Annotated in this window: 18 protein-coding genes; 11 read left to right on the forward strand and 7 right to left on the reverse strand. The window is 70.0% G+C overall.

Translation table 11 applies throughout. From position 1 onward, the window contains the following. Positions 1-960: type VII secretion protein EccE (eccE, locus tag GT042_RS36545; RefSeq protein WP_161312961.1), on the reverse strand; the 960-nt coding region annotated here is incomplete at its 3' end. A 183-nt stretch (positions 961-1,143) separates the two neighbouring features. Here eccE and eccB point away from each other — a divergent pair. The 7 genes from eccB (at position 1,144) to GT042_RS36580 (ending at position 8,410) form a co-directional block, all read left to right on the forward strand. Next, a complete protein-coding gene (gene eccB, locus GT042_RS36550; RefSeq protein WP_161312962.1) occupies positions 1,144-2,670 on the forward strand; it encodes a type VII secretion protein EccB in 1,527 nt (508 codons plus the stop codon). 50 nt (positions 2,671-2,720) lie between these two features. Next, positions 2,721-3,965: a type VII secretion-associated serine protease mycosin gene (mycP, locus tag GT042_RS36555; protein ID WP_161312963.1), complete on the forward strand. Its 1,245-nt coding sequence runs from the start codon at positions 2,721-2,723 to the stop codon at positions 3,963-3,965. Positions 3,966-4,168: 203 nt separating this feature from the next. Next, complete coding sequence (locus tag GT042_RS36560; RefSeq protein ID WP_161312964.1) at positions 4,169-4,636, forward strand: hypothetical protein; 468 nt, start codon at positions 4,169-4,171, stop codon at positions 4,634-4,636. Between the two features lie 3 nt (positions 4,637-4,639). After that, positions 4,640-6,301: a hypothetical protein gene (locus tag GT042_RS36565; protein WP_161312965.1), complete on the forward strand. Its 1,662-nt coding sequence runs from the start codon at positions 4,640-4,642 to the stop codon at positions 6,299-6,301. Positions 6,302-6,350: 49 nt separating this feature from the next. Next, a complete protein-coding gene (locus GT042_RS36570; protein WP_237531556.1) occupies positions 6,351-7,601 on the forward strand; it encodes a S8 family serine peptidase in 1,251 nt (416 codons plus the stop codon). A gap of 102 nt (positions 7,602-7,703) precedes the next feature. Beyond that, positions 7,704-8,063 carry a WXG100 family type VII secretion target gene (locus tag GT042_RS36575; RefSeq protein WP_161312967.1) on the forward strand — a complete coding sequence of 120 codons (360 nt, stop codon included), beginning with the start codon at positions 7,704-7,706 and terminating at the stop codon, positions 8,061-8,063. 47 nt (positions 8,064-8,110) lie between these two features. Beyond that, on the forward strand, positions 8,111-8,410 hold the full coding sequence (locus GT042_RS36580; RefSeq protein ID WP_161312968.1) for a WXG100 family type VII secretion target: 300 nt from the start codon (positions 8,111-8,113) through the stop codon (positions 8,408-8,410). 97 nt (positions 8,411-8,507) lie between these two features. Here the strand turns inward: GT042_RS36580 and GT042_RS36585 are convergent, their stop codons facing one another. From GT042_RS36585 to eccCa, 6 genes are all read right to left on the reverse strand, one after another. Then, positions 8,508-9,071 carry a hypothetical protein gene (locus GT042_RS36585; RefSeq protein ID WP_161312969.1) on the reverse strand — a complete coding sequence of 188 codons (564 nt, stop codon included), beginning with the start codon at positions 9,069-9,071 and terminating at the stop codon, positions 8,508-8,510. Continuing rightward, the gene (locus tag GT042_RS39755; protein WP_237531557.1) at positions 9,068-9,382 is read right to left on the reverse strand and encodes a hypothetical protein; all 315 of its coding nucleotides are present in this window, start codon (positions 9,380-9,382) and stop codon (positions 9,068-9,070) included. Before GT042_RS39755 ends, GT042_RS36585 begins: the two co-directional genes overlap by 4 nt. Before the next feature lie 284 nt (positions 9,383-9,666). Beyond that, positions 9,667-11,967, reverse strand: coding sequence for a DUF6571 family protein (locus tag GT042_RS36595; protein WP_161312971.1), 2,301 nt, complete (start codon positions 11,965-11,967; stop codon positions 9,667-9,669). Next, complete coding sequence (locus tag GT042_RS36600) at positions 11,967-12,455, reverse strand: hypothetical protein (protein ID WP_161312972.1); 489 nt, start codon at positions 12,453-12,455, stop codon at positions 11,967-11,969. The genes GT042_RS36595 and GT042_RS36600 overlap by 1 nt, the downstream gene beginning before the upstream one ends. Positions 12,456-12,534: 79 nt before the next feature. After that, a complete protein-coding gene (locus tag GT042_RS36605) occupies positions 12,535-13,200 on the reverse strand; it encodes a hypothetical protein (RefSeq protein ID WP_161312973.1) in 666 nt (221 codons plus the stop codon). Between the two features lie 71 nt (positions 13,201-13,271). Beyond that, complete coding sequence (eccCa, locus tag GT042_RS36610) at positions 13,272-17,249, reverse strand: type VII secretion protein EccCa (protein ID WP_161312974.1); 3,978 nt, start codon at positions 17,247-17,249, stop codon at positions 13,272-13,274. 268 nt (positions 17,250-17,517) lie between these two features. On the opposite strand from eccCa, the gene eccD reads away from it, so the two are divergent. From eccD to GT042_RS36630, 4 genes are all read left to right on the forward strand, one after another. Continuing rightward, positions 17,518-19,023 (forward strand): type VII secretion integral membrane protein EccD, encoded by a 1,506-nt coding sequence (eccD, locus tag GT042_RS36615; protein WP_345944056.1) that lies wholly within the window; start codon positions 17,518-17,520, stop codon positions 19,021-19,023. A gap of 232 nt (positions 19,024-19,255) precedes the next feature. Then, entirely contained in the window at positions 19,256-19,546 is a 291-nt protein-coding gene (rpsO, locus tag GT042_RS36620) for a 30S ribosomal protein S15 (RefSeq protein ID WP_161312975.1), read from the forward strand. 328 nt (positions 19,547-19,874) lie between these two features. Further along, entirely contained in the window at positions 19,875-22,109 is a 2,235-nt protein-coding gene (locus tag GT042_RS36625) for a polyribonucleotide nucleotidyltransferase (protein ID WP_161312976.1), read from the forward strand. Further along, the gene (locus tag GT042_RS36630; protein ID WP_161312977.1) at positions 22,106-23,482 is read left to right on the forward strand and encodes a pitrilysin family protein; all 1,377 of its coding nucleotides are present in this window, start codon (positions 22,106-22,108) and stop codon (positions 23,480-23,482) included. The genes GT042_RS36625 and GT042_RS36630 overlap by 4 nt, the downstream gene beginning before the upstream one ends. Position 23,483 lies beyond the last annotated feature (1 nt).

The raw sequence follows: 23,483 nt of genomic DNA on the forward strand, positions 1-23,483 counted from the left end.
GCGGGCCGCCAGCGCGGGGCTGGCACAGGCCGAGGTCGCCACGGCGGAGTTGAGCTCTTCCTGGTCCAGCACCACGGCCCGGAACCCGGCGCCGGTGAGCCGGCTCGCCACATGGTCCGCCACCCGCACCAGGCAGCGCTGGGCCCCTTCGATCCCACCGCCGCGCGCGTCCACGGCCTCCCGGCACAGCTCGGGATCCAGCTTGATCGCCACCCAGGTGAGGCGCAGCGCGGGGGCGCCGGTCTGCTCCTGGAGGGGGGCGTACGAGAGCCGGGCCACGGCCTGTTGGGGCAGGTGCGGGGCGGGCGCCGAACGCACCTGCTGCACCAACTGCACGGATTCCAGGGTGATGTCGTCCACGGTGAGGGCGTCCGCGAGGAGGGTGAGCGGCAGCGAGCGCGCGCCGAACACCGGGCGCAGCCCGTCGCCGCTGGCCTCGATCCGTACCACCACCGTCAGGAACGTGCCGTCGCCGAGCATGCCCACCGTGCGGCGGTTCCGGTCGACGTAGGTGTACGGGCGGAATCCCGGCACACTCTCCGCCACGGGCGCCAGCGAGGGGTCGACATCAGGGCCGCACGGCTCGGCGGGCCGGTTGCGCGCCCGCAGCGCGAGAGCCGTCGACAGCCAGTCCTGTACGGCGTGGCCCCGGCGGCGCGACACGGCGACCAGCACCAGCACACCGGCCACGGTCGCGGCCGGCACGAGCCGGAGCCCACCGAGCGCCAGGCCGATCCCGGTCAGCGCGAGAGCGACTTCGACGAGCACCAACTGCCGTAGCTGAAAGGGCCCGAGGTGACCGGCGCGGGGGCGGGAGCGCAGAGTCGTCCGCGCCGGAGCGACTCCTGGGGCCGTACTCACCACGCCGGTCTCCGCGCGTCTGCCGCGCCGCCGGCCGGACGGAGCGGGGACCCGCGCGGGGCTGCTCCGTCCGTCGCGCTCGCGCGTCGCCGTACTCATCGCCGCCGTGCCCCCTTGCGCCGTAACTGCCGTCCGCCCCTGGGCGTTGACCGGTCGATCACCCTACCTGAGCGGTGGGACGCGAGCGCCGGCATGCATAGTAGGGGGCCGGCGCGACACACAGGTCCCTCCGGTGCACGAGGGAACCCGGTCGCTCAGTGGGGGAAGAGGGACAGCGGACAGATGGCATCACGACGGGACGAACTCAACGCCTACACCTTCGCGAAACGAAGGCTGATCGCGCAGTTCGTGCAGCCGAACTCGACCGGTTCGGAAGAGGGCGCGCCCCGTCCGCTGCGTGCGGTGCTGCCCGGTGTCATCGTCGGTGTGGTGATCCTCGCGGCCTTCGGCGCGTGGGGGATGTTCAAGCCCGTGGCGCCCAAGGGATGGGACGCGGTCAACGAGAACGTCATCATCGCCAGCAAGTCCACCACCCGCTATGTGGTGTTGCGGACGGGGAGGACGAAGCAGCTGCACCCGGTGCTGAACATGGCCTCCGCCAAACTCCTGCTCGACCAGGACAAGGGCAAGGTCATCAACGTCAGCGAATCGGTCATCGACCGCAGCGACCTGGCCCACGGCCCGACCGTCGGTATCCCGTACGCCCCCGACCGGCTCCCCGACGCCAAGGAGGCCGGGGCGGCGAAGCGTTGGGCGGTCTGCGAGCGGCCGAGCGCGGGCGGGCGGGCCATCCAGAAGGCCGCGTTCGTCCTCGCGAAGCGCGAACAGGGCAGGACCGAAGGGGCGGAGCGCCTGCGCGGCGGTGAACTCCTTTACGTCGAGGGCCCGGACAAGGTCCGGTACGTCGTGGACGCCGAGGGCAAGGCGTACCGCGTGAAGAAGGACGAGCTGCTCCTGCGCCAGGTGGTCGGCGCCGACCGCAAGCCGCAGCGCGTCACGGCCGCCTGGCTGGAGACCCTGCACCAGGGCGGCACCATCGACTTCCCGGCGATCACGGGCACCCCCGGTGCCGACCCGAACGCCCCCGGCGCGCTGCTGCCGAAGGAGGCGAACAAGGTGGGCATGGTCCTCGTCGCCCCCGTCAACTCCAAGAACCAGCAGTACGTGGTGCTGCCGGGCCGGGTCGCCCCGGTCACGGACTTCACGGCGAAGCTGCTGCTCAGCAGCAAGGAACTGGTCACGGTCGGCCAGGCGGGCCGGGCCATGTCGGTGAGCCCCGGCGCCATCGAGCCCGGGGAGCCGTTCGGGCAGGACAAGGACTGGCCGCGGAGCGATCCCACACCGGTCAACGAGGCGGGCACCGACGCCGGAAGCCGTAACACCGTGTGCAGTGTGCTGCGGGACGTGGACGACGCCGACGGCGGGGCCACCACACTGAGCACCTGGGCGGGCACCGACTTCCCGAAGCCGCTGCCCACCGGCTCCAGCGCCTATGTCACCCCGGGCTCCGGGCAGTTGTTCCGGCAGTTCCAGGGATCGTCGACCGCCTCGGGATTCGTCTTCCTCGTCACCGACACGGGCCTGCGCTACGGCATGCAGTCCAACGGCGACAGCGCCGCGGACGAGCCCGGCATCGGAGCCGGTACGGCCCAGGAGCGCCTGGCACGGCAGCAGGAGGCCCAGCAGGCGCAGAACCGGCTCGGCTACCAGGATGTCGCCCCGGCGCCGGTCCCCGCCGCGTGGGCCACGTTCCTGCCGACGGGGCCCCGGCTGTCGACGGCGGCGGCCCGGCAGATCCAGGGCTCGTGAGAGGGAGTGTGAGAGTGGGCGTGACGGGACGCGTGAGGGGAACAACGCACATGGCCGACCGACGGCTCCTCGCCGCCACCGCCACCGTGGTCACCGCCGCGGCGGCCCTCCTCGCCCTGCCCGCGTCCGCCGCGGCCGAGGGCCCCACCGACACCCAGTGCACGTTCCCCAGCAAGCCGTACGCGGGCCGCCCCTGGGCGCTGCAACGGGTGCTGCTCGACGAACTGTGGTCGCAGTCCACCGGCAAAGGGGTACGGGTCGCGGTCATCGACACGGGCGTCGACGTCAGGAATCCCCAACTCACCCCGGCCGTCGACGTGAAGAGCGGCCGCAACAAGATGAAACGCGGGCTGAAGGACGACTTCGGCGGCACGATCGAACGCGGCAAGGAGGACGGCACCAGCGACACCGTGGGCCACGGCACCAAGGTCGCCGGGATCATCGCGGCCCGCCCCAGGGAAGGCACCGGCTTCGTCGGCCTGGCGCCCGGGGCCACCATCATCCCCATCCAGCAGAACGACGCCGAGGGCCACGGCACCGCCGAGACCCTCGCCGACGCCATCACCTACGCCGTCGAGGCGCGCGCCGACATCATCAACATCTCCCAGGACACGGCCAACGCGGTCGAACCCGCACCCGAGTTGAAGCAGGCGGTGGACAACGCCCTCGACCAGGACGTCGTCGTGGTCGCCTCGGCGGGCAACGACGGCCTCGGCGGGAACGTCAAGGAGACCTACCCGGCCTCGTACGAGGGTGTGCTGGCCGTGGCGTCGTCCGACAGGAACAACGAACGGGCGGCCTTCTCCCAGTCCGGCGAGTTCGTCGGGGTCGCCGCCCCCGGCGTCGACATGGTCTCCACCGTTCCCGGCGGCGGCCACTGCGCGGACAACGGGACGAGTTTCTCCGCCCCGTACGTCGCCGGAGTCGCCGCGCTCATCAAGGGCAAGCACCCGGACTGGACGCCGAAGCAGATCGTCGCCCAGATCGAGCAGACCGCGGAACGCTCCATCGCGGGCCACGACCGCCTGGTGGGCTGGGGAGTCGTGGACCCCGTACGGGCCCTGACCGAGGACGACAAGCCCCTCGACGCGCCGGTCGCGGACCGCGGCGCCGACCCGGTCGAGGCGCCCGCGGCGGCCCGGTTCCACGTCGGCGAGACACCGGACGAACGCGCGACACGCCTCGCGACGTACGTGCTCGTCGGCGCGGGCGTGCTGGTCGCGGCGACGGCGGGCGGCGCGGTGGCCCTGCGCGACGCGCGGAGGCGTACGCGGCGTGCGGGACATACCGCGTGAGGAGTTGCGAGTGCACACTCCCCGCACTCCCGCACCGAACCCGTAACAGGAAGTCCCGCCGCGGACAACGCCCTTGGGGCTGTCGGAGCCGATCGCTAGAGTGAGATCCACAGGTGCGGTTGTTGTGTGCGGCGCCACGATCGCAACGTAGGACCACTGAGGTGACTGAGGCAGTCGAGGTAAACGGGGAGAGGAACAAAGGCATGGTGATCCCTGCGGACGGCGGGGGAGGCGGGGGAGCCTCGACCGGTGGGAGCGACCTCGAACGCGGTGTCGGCGCGCTGAAACGCTTCCAGAGCCGGGTGAAGGATCTGCTGGCGGACCTCGAAGGCGGGGCGGCCGGAGGCACGAAGGTGGCGGCGCAGACAGTCGCCAGGACCTCGCTGAGCGGAAGCAACGCGACATTCGCCGAGGCGGACGGCCTGTACGCGCAGTACAACCGAGTGCACCAGTCGCTCGTCTCGCTCTCCCGGACGCTCGGCGATCAGATCGAGACGCTGAGCATCGGGGTGCACGCGGCGGAGGTCGGGTTCGACAACGTCGAGGAAGACGTGCGGCGGCGGTACGCGGCAATTCAGGACCGTATCGAGCAGGAGCGGATCGTTCAGCAGGACCAGGCGGAGAAGGCGAAGAACGGATCGCGGCACGACTCTTCGAAGCGGGAATGGTGACCCATGGCTGACGGGAAGCCCGAAGAACTCACCCCCGAGGAACAGCACCAGCAGGACCAGGCACGCGTCCAGGGTCAGCTCGGCGCCATCGACATCACCCAGAAGGTGTCGTCGATCATGAGCGGCTTTTTCGGATCCGGCGGCGGCCCCGGCCCCTTCGCCAGGACCAGCTTCGAGGGCCACGACCTCAACGCCATGATCGACTTGGTGAAGACCGCGAACCCGGCGGATCTCGAGACTGCGGGCAACGCCCTGTGGAAGGCCAGGGACGCGCTCGCCGACGCGGCACAGGAACTCCAGGACTACGTCGACAAGGTCGAGTGGAAGGGCCAATCGGGCGACGAGTTCCGCTCGTTCGGCCGAGGACTCGCCGAACACGCCCGGGGTCTGGGTGCGTTCGCCGATGTGGCGGCGACGCAGATCACCGCCGCCGGTACCGGCCTGGCGTCGGTGCACAAGTCCATGCCGCCCCGCGACACCCGGCTGCACAAGCAGAGCGTCGAGGACATCGAGATCGTCGCGCAGGTGGACGGCAATCCGGACTACGAGGCCGCGAAGAAGGTGGAGAGGGACCGCCAGGAGGCCATCAACCAGATGAACCGCCTGGCGTCGTTCTACGCGGTCTCCGAGGAAACCCTGGCGGCCCAGGAACCACCGAGGTTCGACCGAGTGCTCAAGGCGAACGTGCCCCCGCCGAGCAAGGTGGGCCCGGTGCTCCGCGCCAAGGGTGCGAGGAACGTCGGCGACGGCCCGGCGGACGAGTCCGAGGTCTCGTCGGTGTCGTCCCGTTCCGACTCCCTCGGCGACGCGGACCGGTCGCAGAGGGATCTGGACACCGTCCGCCCGATCACCCCCGCTCCCGAACGGGAGACATCGGTGGAGATCGACAACGCGGTGGCACCGCCGGCTCCTCCCGCGCTCCCGGACGCGTCGACGCTCCCGTCCTCGACAGGAGGACCGGGTTCCGGCGGCGGGACCGTGCCTCCCCCGGCCGGCGGACCTGCGAACCTCGTCTCCCGGGGCGGATCCGGGTCGAAGGGTCCGCAGAGCTACGCCAAATCCGTGGGACAGAGTGGCGGATCACTCGGCAAGGGGGGTGGCCCTGCCGGACGCGCGCCGACGGCATCGGGCGGTTCGGGTACGGCCGGCCGGGCGGGGACGATCGGCAGCGGCTCCGGAGCGGCAGGACGCGCCGGCGCGTCAGGTGCCGGTGGTACGGGCCAGACTCCTGCCGGTCGCGCGGGAGCAGGCCGTGGGAACGGCATCGTGGGCGGGAATCCGCAGCGCGCCGCCGGCTCCACCGGCTCCCGTATGCCACGGGGGAACGTCATCGGCGGTGAGGGAGCGGCCTCGGGCCGCGCCACCGGCGCAAGGACCGGTCGGGGTGGTGTGGTCGGGGCCAACCCGGCGAACACACCCCGGTCCGGCGCGCGGGGCACCGCCAGTACGAACGGGGTCGTCGGTACCCCGCGCGGCGCCGCCTCCCGGTCCCGCCCCGGTGCGGGCTTCACCCAGGGGGGCTCGGGCCTGGTCCGTGGTCCCGGCGGACGGCGGCCGGAGGAAGAAGAACAGGACGAGGCCGTGTCGCGTCCCGACTACCTGACGGAAGACGAAGAAACATGGACGGCCGGCCGGCGCCCCGCCGGGCCGCCGGTGATCGATTAGGCGCCGAACAGGCACCGAGGAAGGTTCGGAAGTCAGGATGACGGCAGGAATGAGCCCCGCCCGGAAGCGCGGCAGCAGGTCCCGTCCGGTGCGGCGGGAACTGCTCTGCGTGGTGGCCGCGCTGAGCGCGTGGACCCTCGGCATCGTCGGTACGGCCCCGGACGCCTCGGCAGACGAGCGCTCGAAGCAGTGGTACCTGGACGCGTTGCATGCCGAGGACATGTGGAAGGTCACCACGGGTGAGGGCATCAAGGTCGCGGTCATCGACTCCGGCGTCAACCCGTCCACACCGTCGCTCAAGGGCCAGGTCTTGGAGGGGGTGAACGCCACCACCGAGGACGGCAGCGGTTCCACCGCCGACACGAACGGCCAGGGAACGACCACGGCCGAACTGATCGCCGGCACGGGCAAGGGCGGCGGACTGCGTGGCCTCGCGCCGGGCGCCAAGATCATCCCGATCAAGCTGCCCCTTCTCAAGCATGATGAACTGCCACAGATCAACGATCCGTTGAAGCGCGCCATCCGGGCCGCGGCGGACAGCGACGCCCAGATCATCAACATCTCCATCGGCAACGAGCACGCGATCGGGCTGGACATGTTCGGGCAGCACTCCGCGCTCGAATACGCCGTGAGTAAGGGAAAGCTGCTGGTGGCGGGCACCGGTGACAACGCGAAGAAGGGGAACAAACCGCAGTATCCGGCCGCATTCCCTGAGGTCGTCGGCGTCGGCTCCGCCGATCAGGAGGGCGCCGTCACCGCGGACTCCCAGCACGGTACGACCGTATCCGTCGCGGCTCCCGGCAAGGACATTCCGCGCTGGTGCGACGCGACCTTCCAGAGCTACTGCGATGACGGAGGCGGCTCGACCACCGCCGCTGCTCTTTTCTCCGCGTCAGCGGCCTTGGTCTGGTCGGCACACCGGGACTGGACCGCGAACCAGGTACTCCGCGCCGTCTTCGACACCGCCAGCCGGGACGCTTCGAAGAAATCCCTCAGCAACTACTACGGCCACGGCCTGATCCGCCCTCGCGAGATCATCCTCAACGGCAAGGGCAACCCGGGCCCACCCGACGCCAAGCTGCTCGCCGACGAGGTCTACCCCGTAGCCTCCGCGTCCCCCTCCGCATCACCTTCGCCACAGCCGGAGAAGGGCAAGCCCGGCTCCGAGGCCGTCGTGGCAGGCTCGGCCGAGAAGACGTCGGACGACGGGCAGTTGGGGCTGATTCTCGGCGGGGTCGCCGTGGTGGTGGTCCTCGCGGGAGGGACCTTCGCCGTGCTCCGCAGGCGCCGTACGGCCTGACGACCGTACGTACGCAAGCCACGGCCACGTACGTACGTACACACACTCCTCGACCGGTGGGACACCCCCACCGCGACCCCAGCTCCAGGAAAGGAACATCGCATGGCAGTCCAGAAGGTGAACGGTGTAGCGCTCAAGTCGCTCCAGGGCGAACTCACCAAGAGCTTCGACGACGTCAAGGGCCAGCTCCACAGGCTCCAGGCGACGATCGACAGCCTCGAAGGCCACTGGGCGGGCATCGGCGCCGGGGCCTTCAACGCCAAGCAGACGCAGATCAACAACAACATGGTCGGCATCGGCAACCTGCTGCTCAACTTCCAGGAAGCCATCGAGGCGGCCCGCACCATCGCCGGCAACACCGACGACGAGGTCGAGGCGGCCCTGCGCGGGGTGGACGTGGTGGACGGCTACTCGGGCGACGCCGGCGCGGAGAAGGCGACGTCCAACCTCAACCACTACTGACAGCCGACCCGACCGAGTGAACCAGTAAGCAGAGAGGCAGGACTTCCATGGCGCAGAACGACGGCACGATGATCGTCACGTACACGCGGCTCGACGAGGCCGCCCGGGACATCAAGACCCAGGCCGACCGGCTCGACCAGAGCCTCAAGGCCATCCAGGCGAAGATCCGTTCGGTGTCGGACCTCTGGGAGGGCGAGGCCCGCGAGGCGTACAACGGCGCCCAGGCCAAGTGGGACAAGGACGCGATGGCCATCCACACGGCGCTCCTCCAGATCTCCCGCGCCGTGCAGGAAGCGGCTCCGGCGTACAAGGCCGGAGACCAGAAGGCGGCCTCGAACTTCCACTGAGCGGACCGGGCCGAACGAGCAAAACGAGGCGGGGTGGGCACACGCGGGAGGCGCCCACCCCGCCTCGTTTTCGCGTACGGGTGCGGGGGTGCGGGATCTACCCCAGCCTCCGACGCTCACACTCGGCCGAGCCTGCCACTCCCTCGGTGAACGCGGTGATCAGCTCCTTCATCCGAGTCTCGTCCTTCGCTCCCTGTGTCACGCGCACCGAGGCGATGAGCCTCTGGTCCGGCCGCTTCGGATCCTGGCAGTCGACCAGCCCTATGCCGCCCTTGACGGCGTATATGTAGCGCTTGTCCGGTGTTGTGGTGCTGTCCAGTTCGACTTCGTTGTAGGGGGCGCCCGCCACCTCCCGCAATGTTTTCTCGTACCACTCCGTGCTCGCCGAGACGACCGTCTTCTCGTCCACGACCAGCCGGCACCGCGTAATGCCCTGGACGTCGTTCTTCGGAACGGAAGAGAGTTTCTTCCCCGCGGGGAGGAAGGGGTCGAGCAGATCGGGCGGTACGGAAACGTCGCACAGGCTGCTCGGCGTCGCGTATTCCTTCTCCGGTGACGAGCAGCCCGTGGCCAGGAGACCCAGGGCGAGCAATCCGACCACAGAAGCCGCCGCTCGCCTGCCGTACGACTTTGTCTCCCTGGAAGTCCTCGCGGTGATCACAGTTTCCGCCGTGCGCACTCTTCCGGTGTGGCCACGCTTTTGGTGTACGCGGTGATGAGCTTCTTCATCTCCGCTTCGCTCCCGGATTTCTTCATGACGCGTACAGAAGCGATGAGTTGCTGGTCGGGCCGTTCGGGGTCCTGGCAGTCGACCAGCCCGATTCCGCCCAGGCGGGTATACGTATAGCGCTTGTCCGGTGTCGTCGTGCTGTTCACGTCGACACCGTTCAACGGATCGCCCGCCACTTCGCGCAGCGAGCCCTCCCCCCACTTGGTGTTCGCGGACAGGACCCGCGTGCCGTCGACGCCCACGTCACACAGCATCCATCCCTGAATACTGTTGTCAGGGTGCATGGAGATCTTCTCTCCCGCCGGCAGGAAGGGCGCGACCAGTCCGGGGTCGACAGAGACTCCGCAGAGGGCGTCGGGTGTTTCGTACTCCTTCTTCGGCGGTGACGAACAGGAGGCCGAGCAGACCGCGAGGAGCAGTGCTCCGGCCAGTGCGAGGGTTCCGCGCCGGCCGCGTCCGCCGGTTCTCTCCGGGTGTTTCAAGGCGTCCCCTGAGGTGGAAGGAGCTATTTCTCGGAAGGAGAAGGTCATCCCGGCTGAATCTCCGTTTCGAGGTCATCGGCCATCTGGGCAACGTTCACAGAGGCATCCCCGAAACCGTCCAGGGTACCGATCCTTGCCCATTCGAGTGCCTGGTCGCCGTACGGTGCGCCATGGGCCTTCACCGCTGTTTCCGCTGCCAGCTGGCTGATGCCCACGTTGCTCTTCGTGCTGGCTTCCCAGATCGCTCCGGCGCTTTTGCCGGCTTCCTGGAGTTGGTCCGGCTCGGACTGCTGGAATATGTGTTCAAGAACCACGCTGCTCACCGTCCCGGCGACGCCACTCGCGACAGCGCCGCCGACGGGCGTCGCGATGAAGCTGACCCCCACGCCGACACCTGTTCCGATGGCACCGGACCAGGTGTTCTTCTTCTGGGCCACCGCGTCCTCGAAATCGCCGTCCGCCTGGCTCGCCGGGCCCAGCACCGCCTCCTGCCTGCCGACGGCGATGGTTCCGCCCACCTCACCCGACCTGCGTGCGATCTCCTTGACGGTGTCCTCGGGTGAGTGGGGATAGCGCAGATCGTCAGGCAGATCGGGATTCATGTGGTAATCGAGGAGATTTGCCATGTACGCCTTCTGGCCGACCTCCACATTCGCGAATCCCTCCGGGTTCTGGCCCACGCTGACCAGGAAACGCGTCACGGAGGCGTGACTCAGATCGGCCCTCTTTTCGGCGATGGGGAAGAGGTTCTTGGCGCTGCCTCGGGTGTCGTCCGTCGTGGCCAGCGTGATGTCCGGCAAATACTCCGCCGCGATCTGCCCGACGCTGTCCGACATGTAGCCGTGCTTCGTCAGACGCTCCGGGTCGTCCGCGATGGACGACACCAGGCTCTTCATCAGATTCGCCTGCCGCGCGTTGTGGGCCGGGGTGTCCGGGCCCGGCAGTTCGCCGGCCGGGTGGCCGGTGGTGGCAGCCTCCAGGGCCAGGGCCATCGCGTTGCGGCCCGTGTTGCTCCGCTCGCCCTCGCTGTTCTGTTCCTGGGGCCAGTCCCGCTCCTCGAAGAGGTAGTCGAAATTGCTGAGCCCGGCCTTCACTTCCTTGCCGTCAGGGCCCTCACGCTTGAAGTCGTGGTCCTCGTCCTTCGTCACGAAGGGGTCGCTGAAGAAGTCGGTCGCCGCGTCCGGGCTGTTCGACAGGGCCTTCATGAAGCCCGTCATCGGGTCCGATCCGGAGTCGGTTCCGGTGCGGTTCAGGAACGGGTCCATCCCCATGCGCTGCCAGGCCAGCGGCGCGTGCCCGCCGTTGTCGGTGATCTTCTTCTCGGTCTTGATCAGCTCACTGCCGTAGCTCTTGAGGAACCCGTCGTCGAAATCGCCCCACCGCATCAGGTTGCTCATGACCTGGAACCCCATGGGACCGCCCGGCCTGCCCACCGGCTGGCTGCCGAGGCCCGTCATGTCCCGCTTCCAGTCCGTCATGCTCTGGCTGTCGCTCTGGCTGGCCGTGGCGAGCGTCAGGCTGAGGTTCTTCTGCAACTCGCCGTACTGTCCCACCCGTTCGTGGCCCAACCGGGCGCCGTCGTGCGGGTCGTTGACGCCGGCCCAGAACTCCAGCGTCCCCTTGGCGCCCAACTGCGCGGCGAAGCGCTCCGCGAAGAGTTCGTCGTCCGCGTACTTCTTGAGTCCCGCGTTGAGTTCGTCGAACTCCTTGACGCTGAGATCCCCCGGCTTCTGCCGCGCGAGCCGTGCCAGCCGGTCCGCTTCCTTGATCGCGCCGTCCGCGGAGTCCCGGTCCTTGTACGCGGCCCCGGAGAAGCCGTACCTGCTCTGGTCGGCGAGCGCCCTGAGCACGGTGGCGGCCGAGCTGTCGCTCTGCGTCGCCCGGTCGAGGATGCCCTGGATCTCGTCCCGGAAGAGGGTGACGTCACTCTCGCTGTGCTCGGGGACGGTCGTTCCCTTCGCGGCCCGGTCGGGGTGGATGTTCATGGTGACCGTGAAACCGCCGCCCGCGGTCGAGGTCACGGTGAGGTTCTTCTTCAGCGCGCGGTCGAGGGCCGCCTCCAGGGCCCGCTGATGCTCCTTCAGCTCGTCCCGCGTATCGCTCAGAATGTTCTTGATCGAGGTTGCCTGGGTGTGGGCGTCCTTGAACTCCTCGGCGGTCCTGCCGATGAACTTGCGCGAGACGGTCGCGTTGACGCCGGTCCAGTTGGCCTTGTTCGCCTGCCCCCTGAGCCCGTTGTGCGCCTCCGTCTCCAGATCCACGAGGTTGCGTACCATCGTCGTCCAGTCGGCGATCGCGTCGTCGAGCGGCTTGAAGCGGGCGAAGCGCAGGTCCTCCAGGTTCATCAGTCGTCCCCCTTGTTCTTCTTGCCCGGTTCGCCGTACGCCTCGTCGAAGCCCTGGTCGAGCATGGCGATACTGCTCAACTGCCCCTGGATGAAGTGCTCGTCACCGGCGTGCGCGTTCTTCGTGTAGTCCATGTGGTTCGAGATATGGGCACACGCGTCCATCAGCGACTTGAGCTGGTCCTCCCAGCGGACGGAGACATGCTGGAGCGCCGCACCCAGGGCGAAGCCCTGCGTCGTCAGATCGCCGGCGGCCTTGTCGCTGCTCGGTACGGCGACCCGCGCTTCCTTCCACAATCGGTTGTACAGCTTGAACGCCTTGTCCCCGATCGCGGCGAGATCGGACTGGGTGACCTTGAGATCGCCCTGTGCGTCGCCGGCGGTTCCGCCGCCCCCGCCCTGGTCGCCCGGAAGCTGATTCAGTCGCATCCCCGTCGACCGGCTCTCGGCCGCCGCGGTCTTCAGTTGTTCCCACTCGTCCCACGCCATGTGCGGGCTCCTTCCCCCGTGCGCCCCGTACTCCGGTGCGCGCCGTTCACTCGGACCGACCGCCGATCTCAGCTCATCCTCACGCGCCGGGCTCCTCGGGTACGGGTATCCGCTCGGGCAGCCCGGCCTCGCCCCCGCACGCCAGTACGTCCGCGAGCCGCCGCGACACGGAGTTGAGGACCGTCATCCTGTCCTTGCCCGTGCTGTCCCCCTCGATCTGGGCGGGGGTGCTGAAGAGACCCGCGTTCACGTACGGGGTCGCGGCTGCGGCGTTCCCCTTGCCCGTGGTGGTGCACCGGAAGTACAGCGACGTGGAGTTCTCCTGCTTGGTGTAGGCGAGGACTCCCATGGGGTAGTACGTGAGGTCCCGGGCGCCGCTCTCCACATCGCCTCGGCCGGGGAAGCGGCTCGCCGCCTTGAAGTCCAGTTCGACCAGCGGCCGGCCGCTCGTGTCACCGGCCTGGTACACCGTGCACCTGCTCCGCAGGGCGGTGTCGTCGTGCAGGTGCTTCGCCGCCCGCGCGACGGAGAACGCGTTCGGCTGTCCCGCCTCCGTCGTCCCGGTGAGTTCGGTGAACCGGTCGGTGCCGCCCAGGCGCTTCAACGCCTCGGCCCCCGCCGTGTCCAGGGCGCTGTCACAGACCCGCTCCGCCGTGACGCCCGGGGGAGCGCTGTGGTCGGGTTCGCCGGAGCAGCCGACCGCCGCGAGCAGGACAGCCGTGCCCGTACCGGCCCAGCGCGGCACCGTCCGACGAGCGTGGCCATCCTCCGCCTCACACGTCCCGGCCCGCCCGGACCGTTTCCACCGCCGGCCCGTCACGACAGCGGCCCCTCCGCCACCAGCCCCGTCTGGACCAGGGGATTCCCCCGCCGCCGGGAGACGAACACCCCGCGGCCCGCCGGCATCGGGCGGGGGCGTACGCCTGCCAGGACGTCGCCCTCGTTCGGGTCCCCGGACAGCAGGACGCCCTGGGCGCCCAGCTCCTGCATGCGCTGCATGAACGGTTCGTACGCCGCCCGGCTCGCGCCCGCCGTGCTGCGGGCGATGATGAAGCGCACTCCCACGTCCCGCGCGAACGGCAGCAGCTCGGCGAGCTTGGCCAGCGGGTTGCCGCTCGACGTGGAGACCAGGTCGTAGTCGTCCACCACCACGTACACCGTCGGGCCCCGCCACCAGCTGCGCTCGCGCAGCTCCTCCGCCGTGACGTCCGGGGACGGCGTACGGCGCTGCATCAGGTTCGCCAGCGCGTCGACGTGGTGCTCCATGTTGTTGGACATCGGCACGTACTCCGCCAGGTGGCTCGGCGGAGTGACACCCAGCAGCCCGCGCCTGTTGTCGATGACGAAGAGCTTGCAGGAGTCGCCGTCGTACCGCTCGGACAGTTGCTTGATCAGCAGCCGCAGCAGGTTGGACTTGCCGGACTCGCTCTCCCCGAACACCAGGAAGAACGGGTCGCGTTCGAAGTTGACGAAGACCGGCTCCAGGTTGTTCTCGTCGATGGCGAAGGCGACCCCGTGGTCCGGCCGCTCCGCGCCCCCGGGCAGCTCCGCCGCCGGGAGTTCGCGCGGCAGCAGCCGTACGGCAGGGGCCCCCGGCTCGGTCCAGTGCCGGGTGACCTCCTGGGCCATCGCGGCCGTCGCCTCCGACAGGTCGCTGTCCGAGTTGATGCCGTCGATCCTCGGCACCGCCGCCATGAAGTGCAGCTTCTCTGGGGTCAGACCGCGCCCGGGCACCCCCGCCGGCACGTTGACGGCCGACTTGCGGTCCAGCTCCGAGTCCATCGTGTCGCCGAGCCGCAGCTCCAGCCGGTTCATCAGGTGGTCCTTGAGGTTGGCGCGTACCTCCATCGAGCGGGACGCGGTCAGGACGACGTGGATGCCGTACCCGAGGCCCCGCGCCGCCATCTCCAGGACCGCCTGCTCCAGACCCTCGTAGTCGGAACGGAAGTTGCCCCAGCCGTCGATCACCAGGAACACGTCGCCCCACGGCTGGTCCGCCGGCGAGATGTCACCCCGCGCCCGCATCCGCCGGAACGTCGCGATGGAGTCGATCCCGGCGGCCCGGAAGTACTCCTCGCGGCGCGTCAGGATGCCGTACACCTCGGCGACCGTACGCCGCACCCGCTCGGGATCGAGCCGGGAGGCCACTCCGCCCACATGCGGCAGCCGCGCCACCGACGACAGCCCGCCCCCGCCGAAGTCCAGTCCGTAGAACTGGACTTCGCGCGGCGTGTGCGTCAGTGCGAACGCCGAGATCAGGGTCCGCAGCAGGGTGGACTTGCCGGACTGCGGGCCGCCCACGATCTGCATGTGTCCCGCCGCCCCCGAGAAGTCCCGGAAGAGCGTGTCCCGCCGCTGCTCGAACGGCTTGTCGACCACCCCGAGCGGTACGACGAGCCGCCCCGCCCCCTCGTACCCGGGCTGCGTCAGCCCCCGGCCCGGCACGTCCGCGAGCCCGGGGAGCACCTCGTCCAGCGACGGCGGGTTGTCCAGCGGCGGCAGCCACACCTGGTGCGCCTCCGCGCCGCGCCCCTCCAACCGCCGCACGATCACGTCGAGTACGGAGTCGGCGAGCGCGTCGTCCTCCGCCGCCCGCGCCTCCGGCACGACGGGCCCCGGGGCCGGCTCCACGTACCGCACCGGTACGGGCGCCGCCGTGAACGCCACCGGCCTGCGGTCCACCGGGAGCGGCCCGCCCGGCACCGCGGCCCGCTGCGCGCCCGTGCGGTACACCCCGGAGACGTACGCCGCCTTGAACCGCACCATTTCGTCCGTGCCGAACTTCAGATACCCCGAACCCGGCACGTTGGGCAGCTGGTAGGCGTCCGGCACCCCCAGCGCCGCCCGCGACTCGGCGGCGGAGAAGGTCCGCAGACCGACGCGGTACGAGAGGTACGTCTCCAGGCCGCGCAGCCGCCCCTCCTCCAACCGCTGGGACGCCAGCAGGAGATGGACGCCCAGCGACCGCCCGATGCGGCCGATCTGCACGAACATCTCGATGAAGTCCGGCATGGCGGTGAGGAGTTCGCTGAACTCGTCGATCACCAGCACGAGCGACGGGATCGGCCGGAGCGGCGCGCCCGCCGCGCGCGCCTTCTCGTAGTCGTGGATGTTGGCGTAGTTCCCCGCGTCCCGCAGCACCTCCTGACGGCGGTTCAGCTCACCGCGGATGGAGTCACCCATACGGTCCACCAGCGTCAGGTCGTCCGCCAGGTTGGTGATCACCGCCGCCACGTGCGGCATCTGCGACATGCCCGCGAAGGTGGCGCCGCCCTTGAAGTCCGCCAGGACGAAGTTGAGGGTCTCCGAGGAATGCGTGACGGCCAGACCCAGTACGAGGGTGCGGAGCAGCTCGGACTTGCCGGAACCGGTCGCCCCGACACACAGGCCGTGCGGCCCCATGCCCTCCTGCGCGGCCTCCTTGAGGTCCAGCATCACCGGGCTGCCGTCCTCACCGACCCCGATCGGCACCCGCAGCCGCTCCGCCTGCGAGCGGGGCCGCCACGTCCGGGTGACGTCGACGGACGCCGCGTCGCCCAGGTTCAGCAGATCGGTGAAGTCCAGGTTGGCCAGCAGCGGTTCGTCGTCGTCGCCGCCCGACGCCACCCGCAGCGGGGCGAGCTGCCTGGCCAGCGCCTCGGCCGCCGCCACACTGAGCAGGTCGGGCTCCCCGTCGTACACCAGGCCGTTCCCCACCTCCAGTTGGAGCGCGTCCGGGCGTACGACGACGGAGAGGCTGCCCCGCGCGCCGGTGACCTCGCCGGGCACGACCTCGATCACCGTCACCCCCTGGAGCCCCTCGGCCGCCGCGAGCGCCGACGCCGGCGGTACGGTCCTGCCGTCCAGGACGACCACGACGTGCGGCTGGTCCAGCAGCGGCTGGCCGCCCGGCTGGAAACGGGGGCGGCCTTCGAGGTGTCCGGCCAGGAGCGTCTCCAGCTCCCAGGGGTCCGTGGTGATGAGGCGGCGGCTGCCCGCCCCGTCCGTGGCGCCGGCGGACTGGACGTGCGGCAGCCACTTCGCCCACTCCCACGCCGCGGCCTCCTCGCGCCCCGTGGCGAACGCGATCACCAGGTCGTCGGGGGAGTGGAGGGAGGCGAGCGAGGCGACCATCGCACGGGCCGTGGAGCGCACCGACCCGGCCTCGCCGCCGACCGTCACGTGGTAGAAGGCGCGCAGCGAGACAGCCATCGGCAGGCCGTCCAACGTGCCGTGCGCCGTGAGGAATTGGCGCATGGCGCCGGCGGTCAGCGGCTCCAGCTCGTCGACCGGCGCGGTCTCGGGCGCGATCAGCGGCGTCGCCAGCTCCTGGCTGCCCAGACCGATCCGTACCTGCCCGAAGTCGTGGTCACCGACCCGCCGCTCCCACACCCGGCTGCCCTCGGCGACCAGCGCCCACAACTGCTCGGGGGACGGGTGGAGGTAGTACTGCGCGTCACGCTGGAGACGCGCCGTGCGCAGCACCGAACGCCGGGTCTGCGTCAGGTACTTGAGGTAGTCGCGCCGCATGTCGGCGAGCTGCCCCTGGGTGCCGCGCCGGTAGCGCACCAGCATCGCGATCGCCATGGCCACCGTCGACGCGATCATCACCATGCCCATGATCCGCATGATCGGGTTCGGGGTCATGAAGAAGAAGACGACGGAACCGCCCATCCCCAGCATCGGGAGCAGCTGCATCAGCGCGCCCTCCTGCTGCCCGCGCGGCAGTTCGGGCGGAGGTTGCAGCTGCACCTGGTCGCCGGGCACCTCGGACGGCAGGACCCGTGGTGGGCGCTTGACGACGATCTGACTCACAGCTCACCCATTCCCTCGCCGGACGGAATGTTTCTGTCGGCGCCCCCGTGGCGACGGGTTCCATCCGCGGCAGGGATCCTACTTGCGTCCGCACCCAGGGGTTGGCGGTAGTGTGACCCGACGCGTTCACACCCCTCGCCAACTCGTGAACTACCGCAAGAAGAGGGGCATTCGGGGCGCGGCCACGAGGCCTCCGGGACCGGTGTCTCCACACCGCACACCACATCTCCACGGCGGGCACGACCAGAACCACGAGGGGAAGCAGCAGGTGAGTATCACGGCCCCAGCGGCGGCCACCGGAACCGGCCGGCCCACCTCCCCGGCCCCGTCCGGCGGCGGAACCGGCTTCTGCCGGGTCACCGTCGTCGCCCCCGACAGCCGCGTCGACGTGGCACTCCCCGAGGACATCGCGGTCGCGGACCTCTACCCGGAGATCCTCCGGCTCTCCGGCCAGAGCCCCGCCGACGGCGCCCCCGTCGGCTACCACCTGGTACGCCGCGACGGCACCGTACTGGACAGCGCCCTGTCCCTGGCGGCCCAGCGCATCCTCGACGGCGAGCTGCTGTCCCTGCGCCCCTTCGCCGAGTCCCTGCCGCCCGCCGTCTTCGACGACGTGTCCGACGCCGTCGCCTCCGCCGTCGCCCGCGACCGCGCCCTGTGGACCGACCGGCTGATGCGCGCCGCGGGACTCCTCGGCGGCTCGGTCCTCCTCGTCCTGCTCGGCTTCGTCCTCTGGACCGCCGACCCCCGGCACGACATGCACGGCCTGCCCGGCGTCCTCGCCGGCGTCACCGGGGTCCTGCTGCTCGCCCTCTCCGCCGTACGGGCCCGGGTGTACGACGACCGCGCCTCCTCCGTCGCCCTCGGCATCGGCTCCCTCGCGAACATGGCGGTCGGCGGATCAGGACTGCTGCCCCTCGACGCGGGACAGGGCGTCGGCCGGCTCCAGTTCCTGCTCGCCTGCGCCGCCGTCCTGGTCGCCTCCGTGATCCTGGTGATCGTCTCCCCCGGCGGCGACGGCCCCTTCGTCGCCTTCGTCCTCGCCGCCGCCACCGGTCTCCTGCTCACCTTCGTCGCGATCACCCGCCACCTGGAGCCCGCCGAGACCGCCGCGCTCTGCGCCCCGCTCGCCGTCGGCGCCCTCGCCTTCCTGCCCGGCCTCTCCACCCGCTTCGCCCGGCTCCCGATCGGCTTCGAACCGCCCCGTACCGCCGTCGGCGGGTACGGCACCGACCCCGAGCCCCAGGGCACCGTCGACGCCGCACGGATCGCCGCCCAGGCCCGCCGCGGCCACGAACTGCTCGTCGGCCTGGTCGGGGGCTGCGCGCTGGTGGCCGTCGCCGCCGCCGCGGTGCTCGGCTTCTCCGACGACGTGTGGGGACAGCTCCTCGCCCTCGCCACCGGCGTCGCCATGCTCATGCGCGCCCACCTCTTCCGCTACACCGCGCAGGTCGGCTGCGCCCTGGCCGCGGGCCTCGGCGCGCTGGTGCTCCTCGTGCTCGGCCTGTGCCTCAACCCGCCCGCCGGCCTGATGCGCGAGGCCCTCACCGGTGACGGCCGGGCCCTGGACATCCGTACGGTCTGGCTCACCACGGCGGTCGCCGCCGTCGCCGCGCTGATCACGGCCGTCGGGCTGATCGTGCCGCGCAAGGGCGTCACCCCGTTCTGGGGCCGCTTTCTGGAGATCGCGGAATCCTGCGTGCTGCTGACGCTCGTACCGCTGTGCCTCGCCGTCTTCGACGTCTACCACTCGATCCGGGCCATGACCTCCTAGGGACGTCATGGCAGAGCGGGCCGCCCGTACCCGGGTGAGAAGTGCGTGAACCGGCTGGTACTCTGGGCGACGGCCGTCTGTGTACGTGACCCCGGCGCCCCGACAGATCCTCACCGATCCAAAGGCTCCCCGGTCGGCACACGACGGATCCCCAGCCTCCCGAGTCACGGAAGCTCCCCAGAGTATTCGACCTGGGGCACTCGATGGCCACGAAGACCCACGAGGAGTACGCGTGCCGCTCGACGCCGCTACAAAGAAGACGATCATGACCGAGTTCGGCCAGAAGGAAGGCGACACCGGCTCCCCCGAGGTCCAGGTCGCCATGCTGTCGCGCCGGATCTCGGACCTGACCGAGCACCTCAAGGTGCACAAGCACGACCACCACTCCCGCCGTGGCCTGCTGATCCTGGTCGGCCAGCGCCGCCGCCTCCTTCAGTACCTGGCCAAGAAGGACATCCAGCGCTTCCGTGTGCTGGTGGAGCGCCTGGGCATCCGCCGCGGTGCCGCCGGCGGTGCCAAGTAATCCCGACGCCGTGACAGGGAGCGGTTCCCCCATCCCGGGGACCGCTCCCTTCGCCGTATGACGACCCGCACCACGTAATCTGGTGCGGGAGCACCAAGAAGAGCAGTACAGAAGAGCACCACAGAAGAAGAGCACCACCGAAGAGCACCAACTGAAGAGGAGAAGCGAACTCCGCCGCCGCCGGTCCTCGGTAGTGGCGCCCGGAAAGGCGCGCGGCCCACGCCGCGGCCCCGGGTGCTTCGATCGAAGACCGGCCCGCACCAAGGAGCGCTTCTCCGCCACGTCCCCTGCCACACGGGCACCGGACGAAGACGAGGAGAGAACACTAGTGGAGAACGAGACCCACTACGCCGAAGCCGTGATCGACAACGGAACCTTCGGCACCCGCACCATCCGCTTCGAGACGGGCCGCCTGGCCCGTCAGGCCGCCGGCTCCGCCGTGGCCTACCTGGACGACGACACCATGGTGCTGTCGGCCACGACCGCCTCCAAGAAGCCCAAGGACCAGCTCGACTTCTTCCCCCTCACGGTGGACGTCGAGGAGCGCCAGTACGCGGCCGGCAAGATCCCCGGCTCGTTCTTCCGCCGCGAGGGCCGGCCCTCCGAGGACGCGATCCTCACCTGCCGTCTCATCGACCGCCCGCTGCGCCCGTCCTTCAAGAAGGGCCTGCGCAACGAGATCCAGGTCGTCGAGACGATCATGGCGCTCAACCCCGACCACCTGTACGACGTGGTCGCGATCAACGCCGCCTCCTGCTCCACGATCCTCGCGGGCCTGCCCTTCTCCGGCCCCGTCGGCGGCACCCGCGTCGCCCTGATCAAGGGCCAGTGGGTCGCCTTCCCGACGCACACCGAGCTCGAGGACGCCGTCTTCGACATGGTCGTCGCGGGCCGCGTCCTGGAGGACGGCGACGTCGCGATCATGATGGTCGAGGCCGAGGCCACCGACCGTACGATCCAGCTGGTCAAGGACGGCGCCGAGGCTCCCACCGAGGAGATCGTCGCCGCCGGCCTGGAAGCCGCGAAGCCCTTCATCAAGGCGCTCTGCAAGGCGCAGTCGGACCTCGCCGCCAAGGCCGCCAAGCCCACCGGCGAGTTCCCGATCTTCCTCGACTACGAGGACGACGTCCTGGAGGCGCTCACCTCCGCCGTCCGCGGCGAGCTGGCCAAGGCGCTCACCATCGCCGGCAAGCAGGAGCGCGAGGCCGAGCTGGACCGCGTCAAGGGCCTCGCCGGCGAGAAGCTGCTCCCGCAGTTCGAGGGCCGCGAGAAGGAGATCTCCGCCGCGTACCGCTCGCTCACCAAGACCCTGGTCCGTGAGCGCGTCATCAAGGACAAGGTCCGCATCGACGGCCGTGGCGTCACGGACATCCGTACGCTCGCCGCCGAGGTCGAGGCCATCCCGCGCGTGCACGGTTCCGCGCTGTTCGAGCGGGGCGAGACCCAGATCCTGGGTGTCACCACCCTCAACATGCTCCGCATGGAGCAGCAGCTGGACACCCTCTCCCCGGTGACCCGCAAGCGCTACATGCACAACTACAACTTCCCGCCGTACTCCACCGGCGAGACCGGCCGCGTCGGTTCGCCGAAGCGCCGCGAGATCGGTCACGGCGCCCTGGCCGAGCGCGCGCTCGTGCCGGTGCTGCCGACGCGCGAGGAGTTCCCGTACGCGATCCGCCAGGTCTCCGAGGCGCTGAGCTCCAACGGCTCGACGTCCATGGGCTCGGTCTGCGCCTCCACCATGTCCCTGCTGAACGCCGGTGTGCCCCTCAAGGCCCCCGTCGCCGGTATCGCCATGGGCCTGATCTCGCAGGAGATCGACGGCGAGACCCACTACGTCACCCTCACCGACATCCTCGGTGCGGAGGACGCCTTCGGCGACATGGACTTCAAGGTCGCCGGTACGAAGACGTTCGTCACCGCGCTCCAGCTCGACACCAAGCTCGACGGCATCCCCGCCTCGGTCCTGGCTGCCGCGCTGAAGCAGGCCCGCGACGCCCGCCTCCACATCCTCGACGTGATGAACGAGGCCATCGACGTCCCGGACGAGATGTCCCCCAACGCCCCCCGGATCATCACCGTCAAGATCCCGGTGGACAAGATCGGTGAGGTCATCGGCCCCAAGGGCAAGATGATCAACCAGATCCAGGAGGACACCGGCGCCGACATCACGATCGAGGACGACGGCACCATCTACATCGGTGCCGCCGACGGCCCCGCCGCCGAGGCCGCCCGCGCCACGATCAACCAGATCGCCAACCCGACGATGCCGGAGGTCGGCGAGCGCTACCTGGGTACGGTCGTCAAGACCACCACCTTCGGTGCCTTCGTCTCCCTGCTCCCCGGCAAGGACGGACTGCTGCACATCTCGCAGATCCGCAAGCTCGCCGGCGGCAAGCGCGTCGAGAACGTCGAGGACGTCCTCGGGGTGGGCCAGAAGGTCCAGGTCGAGATCGCCGAGATCGACCAGCGCGGCAAGCTCTCCCTCATCCCCGTGATGGAGGACGAGGAGTCCGCCGACGGTACGGCCACCGAAGACGCGAAGGACGAAGCGACCTCGTGACAACCGGCTCCAGGGCAACGGCCCGCACCTCCTCGGAGGCGCGGGCCGTTGCCCGTACCCAAACGCTCCTCAAGGGCGAGAACGGCATCGGGACGGTCCGCCGTACCACCCTGCCTGGCGGCCTGCGCATCGTCACCGAGTCCCTGCCGTCGGTGCGCTCCGCCACCTTCGGCATCTGGGTCCAGGTCGGCTCCCGGGACGAGACGCCCGCGCTCAACGGGGCCACCCACTACCTGGAACACCTCCTGTTCAAGGGCACGAACCGGCGCAGCGCACTCGACATCTCGTCCGCCGTCGACGCGGTCGGCGGTGAGATGAACGCCTTCACGGCGAAGGAGTACACCTGCTACTACGCGCGTGTCCTCGACACCGACCTGCCGCTCGCCATCGACGTCGTGTGCGACATGCTCACCGGCTCCCTCATCGAGGCCGCCGACGTCGAGGCCGAACGCGGGGTCATCCTCGAAGAGATCGCCATGACCGAGGACGACCCCGGTGACGTGGTGCACGACCTGTTCGCGCAGACCATGCTCGGCGACACCCCCCTCGGCCGCCCGGTCCTCGGCACCGTCGAGACCGTCAAGGCCCTGGACCGCGACCGGATCGCCCGCTTCTACAAGAAGCACTACGACCCCACCCACCTGGTCGTGGCCGCCGCGGGCAACGTCGACCACGCCACGGTCGTACGGCAGGTCCGCAAGGCGTTCGACCGGGCCGGCGCCCTGTCCCGTACGGACGCGGTCCCCCTCGCCCCCCGCGAGGGCACCCGTGCCCTGCGCACCGCGGGCCGGGTCGACGTCCTGAACCGGAAGACGGAACAGGCCCACGTCGTCCTCGGCATGCCGGGACTCGCCCGCACCGACGAGCGGCGCTGGGCCCTCGGGGTCCTCAACACCGCGCTCGGCGGCGGCATGAGTTCGCGGCTCTTCCAGGAAGTACGGGAGAAGCGCGGCCTCGCCTACAGCGTCTACTCGTACACCTCGGGCTTCGCCGACTGCGGACTCTTCGGCGTGTACGCGGGCTGCCGCCCCAACCAGGTCCACGACGTCCTCAAGATCTGCCGGGACGAACTGGACAAGGCCGCCTCCGAAGGTCTCAGCGACGACGAGATCGGGCGCGCGGTGGGCCAGCTCTCCGGCTCCACCGTCCTCGGCCTGGAGGACACCGGCGCGCTGATGAACCGTATCGGCAAGAGCGAACTGTGCTGGGGCAGCCAGATGTCCGTGGACGACATGCTGGCGCGGATCGCGGCCGTCACCCCGGACGAGGTACGCGCGGTCGCCCGCGATGTACTGGGACACCGCCCCTCGCTGTCCGTCATCGGACCGCTCAAGGACAAGCAGGCGGCCCGTCTTGACGAAGCGGTCTCCTGAC

Source organism: Streptomyces sp. SID3212 (assembly GCF_009865405.1).
Taxonomy (GTDB): domain Bacteria; phylum Actinomycetota; class Actinomycetes; order Streptomycetales; family Streptomycetaceae; genus Streptomyces.

What these genes read in the sequence shown, in the direction of transcription:
- eccB (WP_161312962.1), top strand. Translation starts at nt 1,144, where the DNA reads ATGGCATCACGACGGGACGAACTCAACGCCTACACCTTCGCGAAACGA.
- GT042_RS36595 (WP_161312971.1), bottom strand. Translation starts at nt 11,967, where the DNA reads ATGAACCTGGAGGACCTGCGCTTCGCCCGCTTCAAGCCGCTCGACGAC.
- GT042_RS36560 (WP_161312964.1), top strand. Translation starts at nt 4,169, where the DNA reads ATGGTGATCCCTGCGGACGGCGGGGGAGGCGGGGGAGCCTCGACCGGT.
- GT042_RS36600 (WP_161312972.1), bottom strand. Translation starts at nt 12,455, where the DNA reads ATGGCGTGGGACGAGTGGGAACAACTGAAGACCGCGGCGGCCGAGAGC.
- GT042_RS36575 (WP_161312967.1), top strand. Translation starts at nt 7,704, where the DNA reads ATGGCAGTCCAGAAGGTGAACGGTGTAGCGCTCAAGTCGCTCCAGGGC.
- mycP (WP_161312963.1), top strand. Translation starts at nt 2,721, where the DNA reads ATGGCCGACCGACGGCTCCTCGCCGCCACCGCCACCGTGGTCACCGCC.
- GT042_RS36580 (WP_161312968.1), top strand. Translation starts at nt 8,111, where the DNA reads ATGGCGCAGAACGACGGCACGATGATCGTCACGTACACGCGGCTCGAC.
- GT042_RS36570 (WP_237531556.1), top strand. Translation starts at nt 6,351, where the DNA reads ATGAGCCCCGCCCGGAAGCGCGGCAGCAGGTCCCGTCCGGTGCGGCGG.
- GT042_RS36565 (WP_161312965.1), top strand. Translation starts at nt 4,640, where the DNA reads ATGGCTGACGGGAAGCCCGAAGAACTCACCCCCGAGGAACAGCACCAG.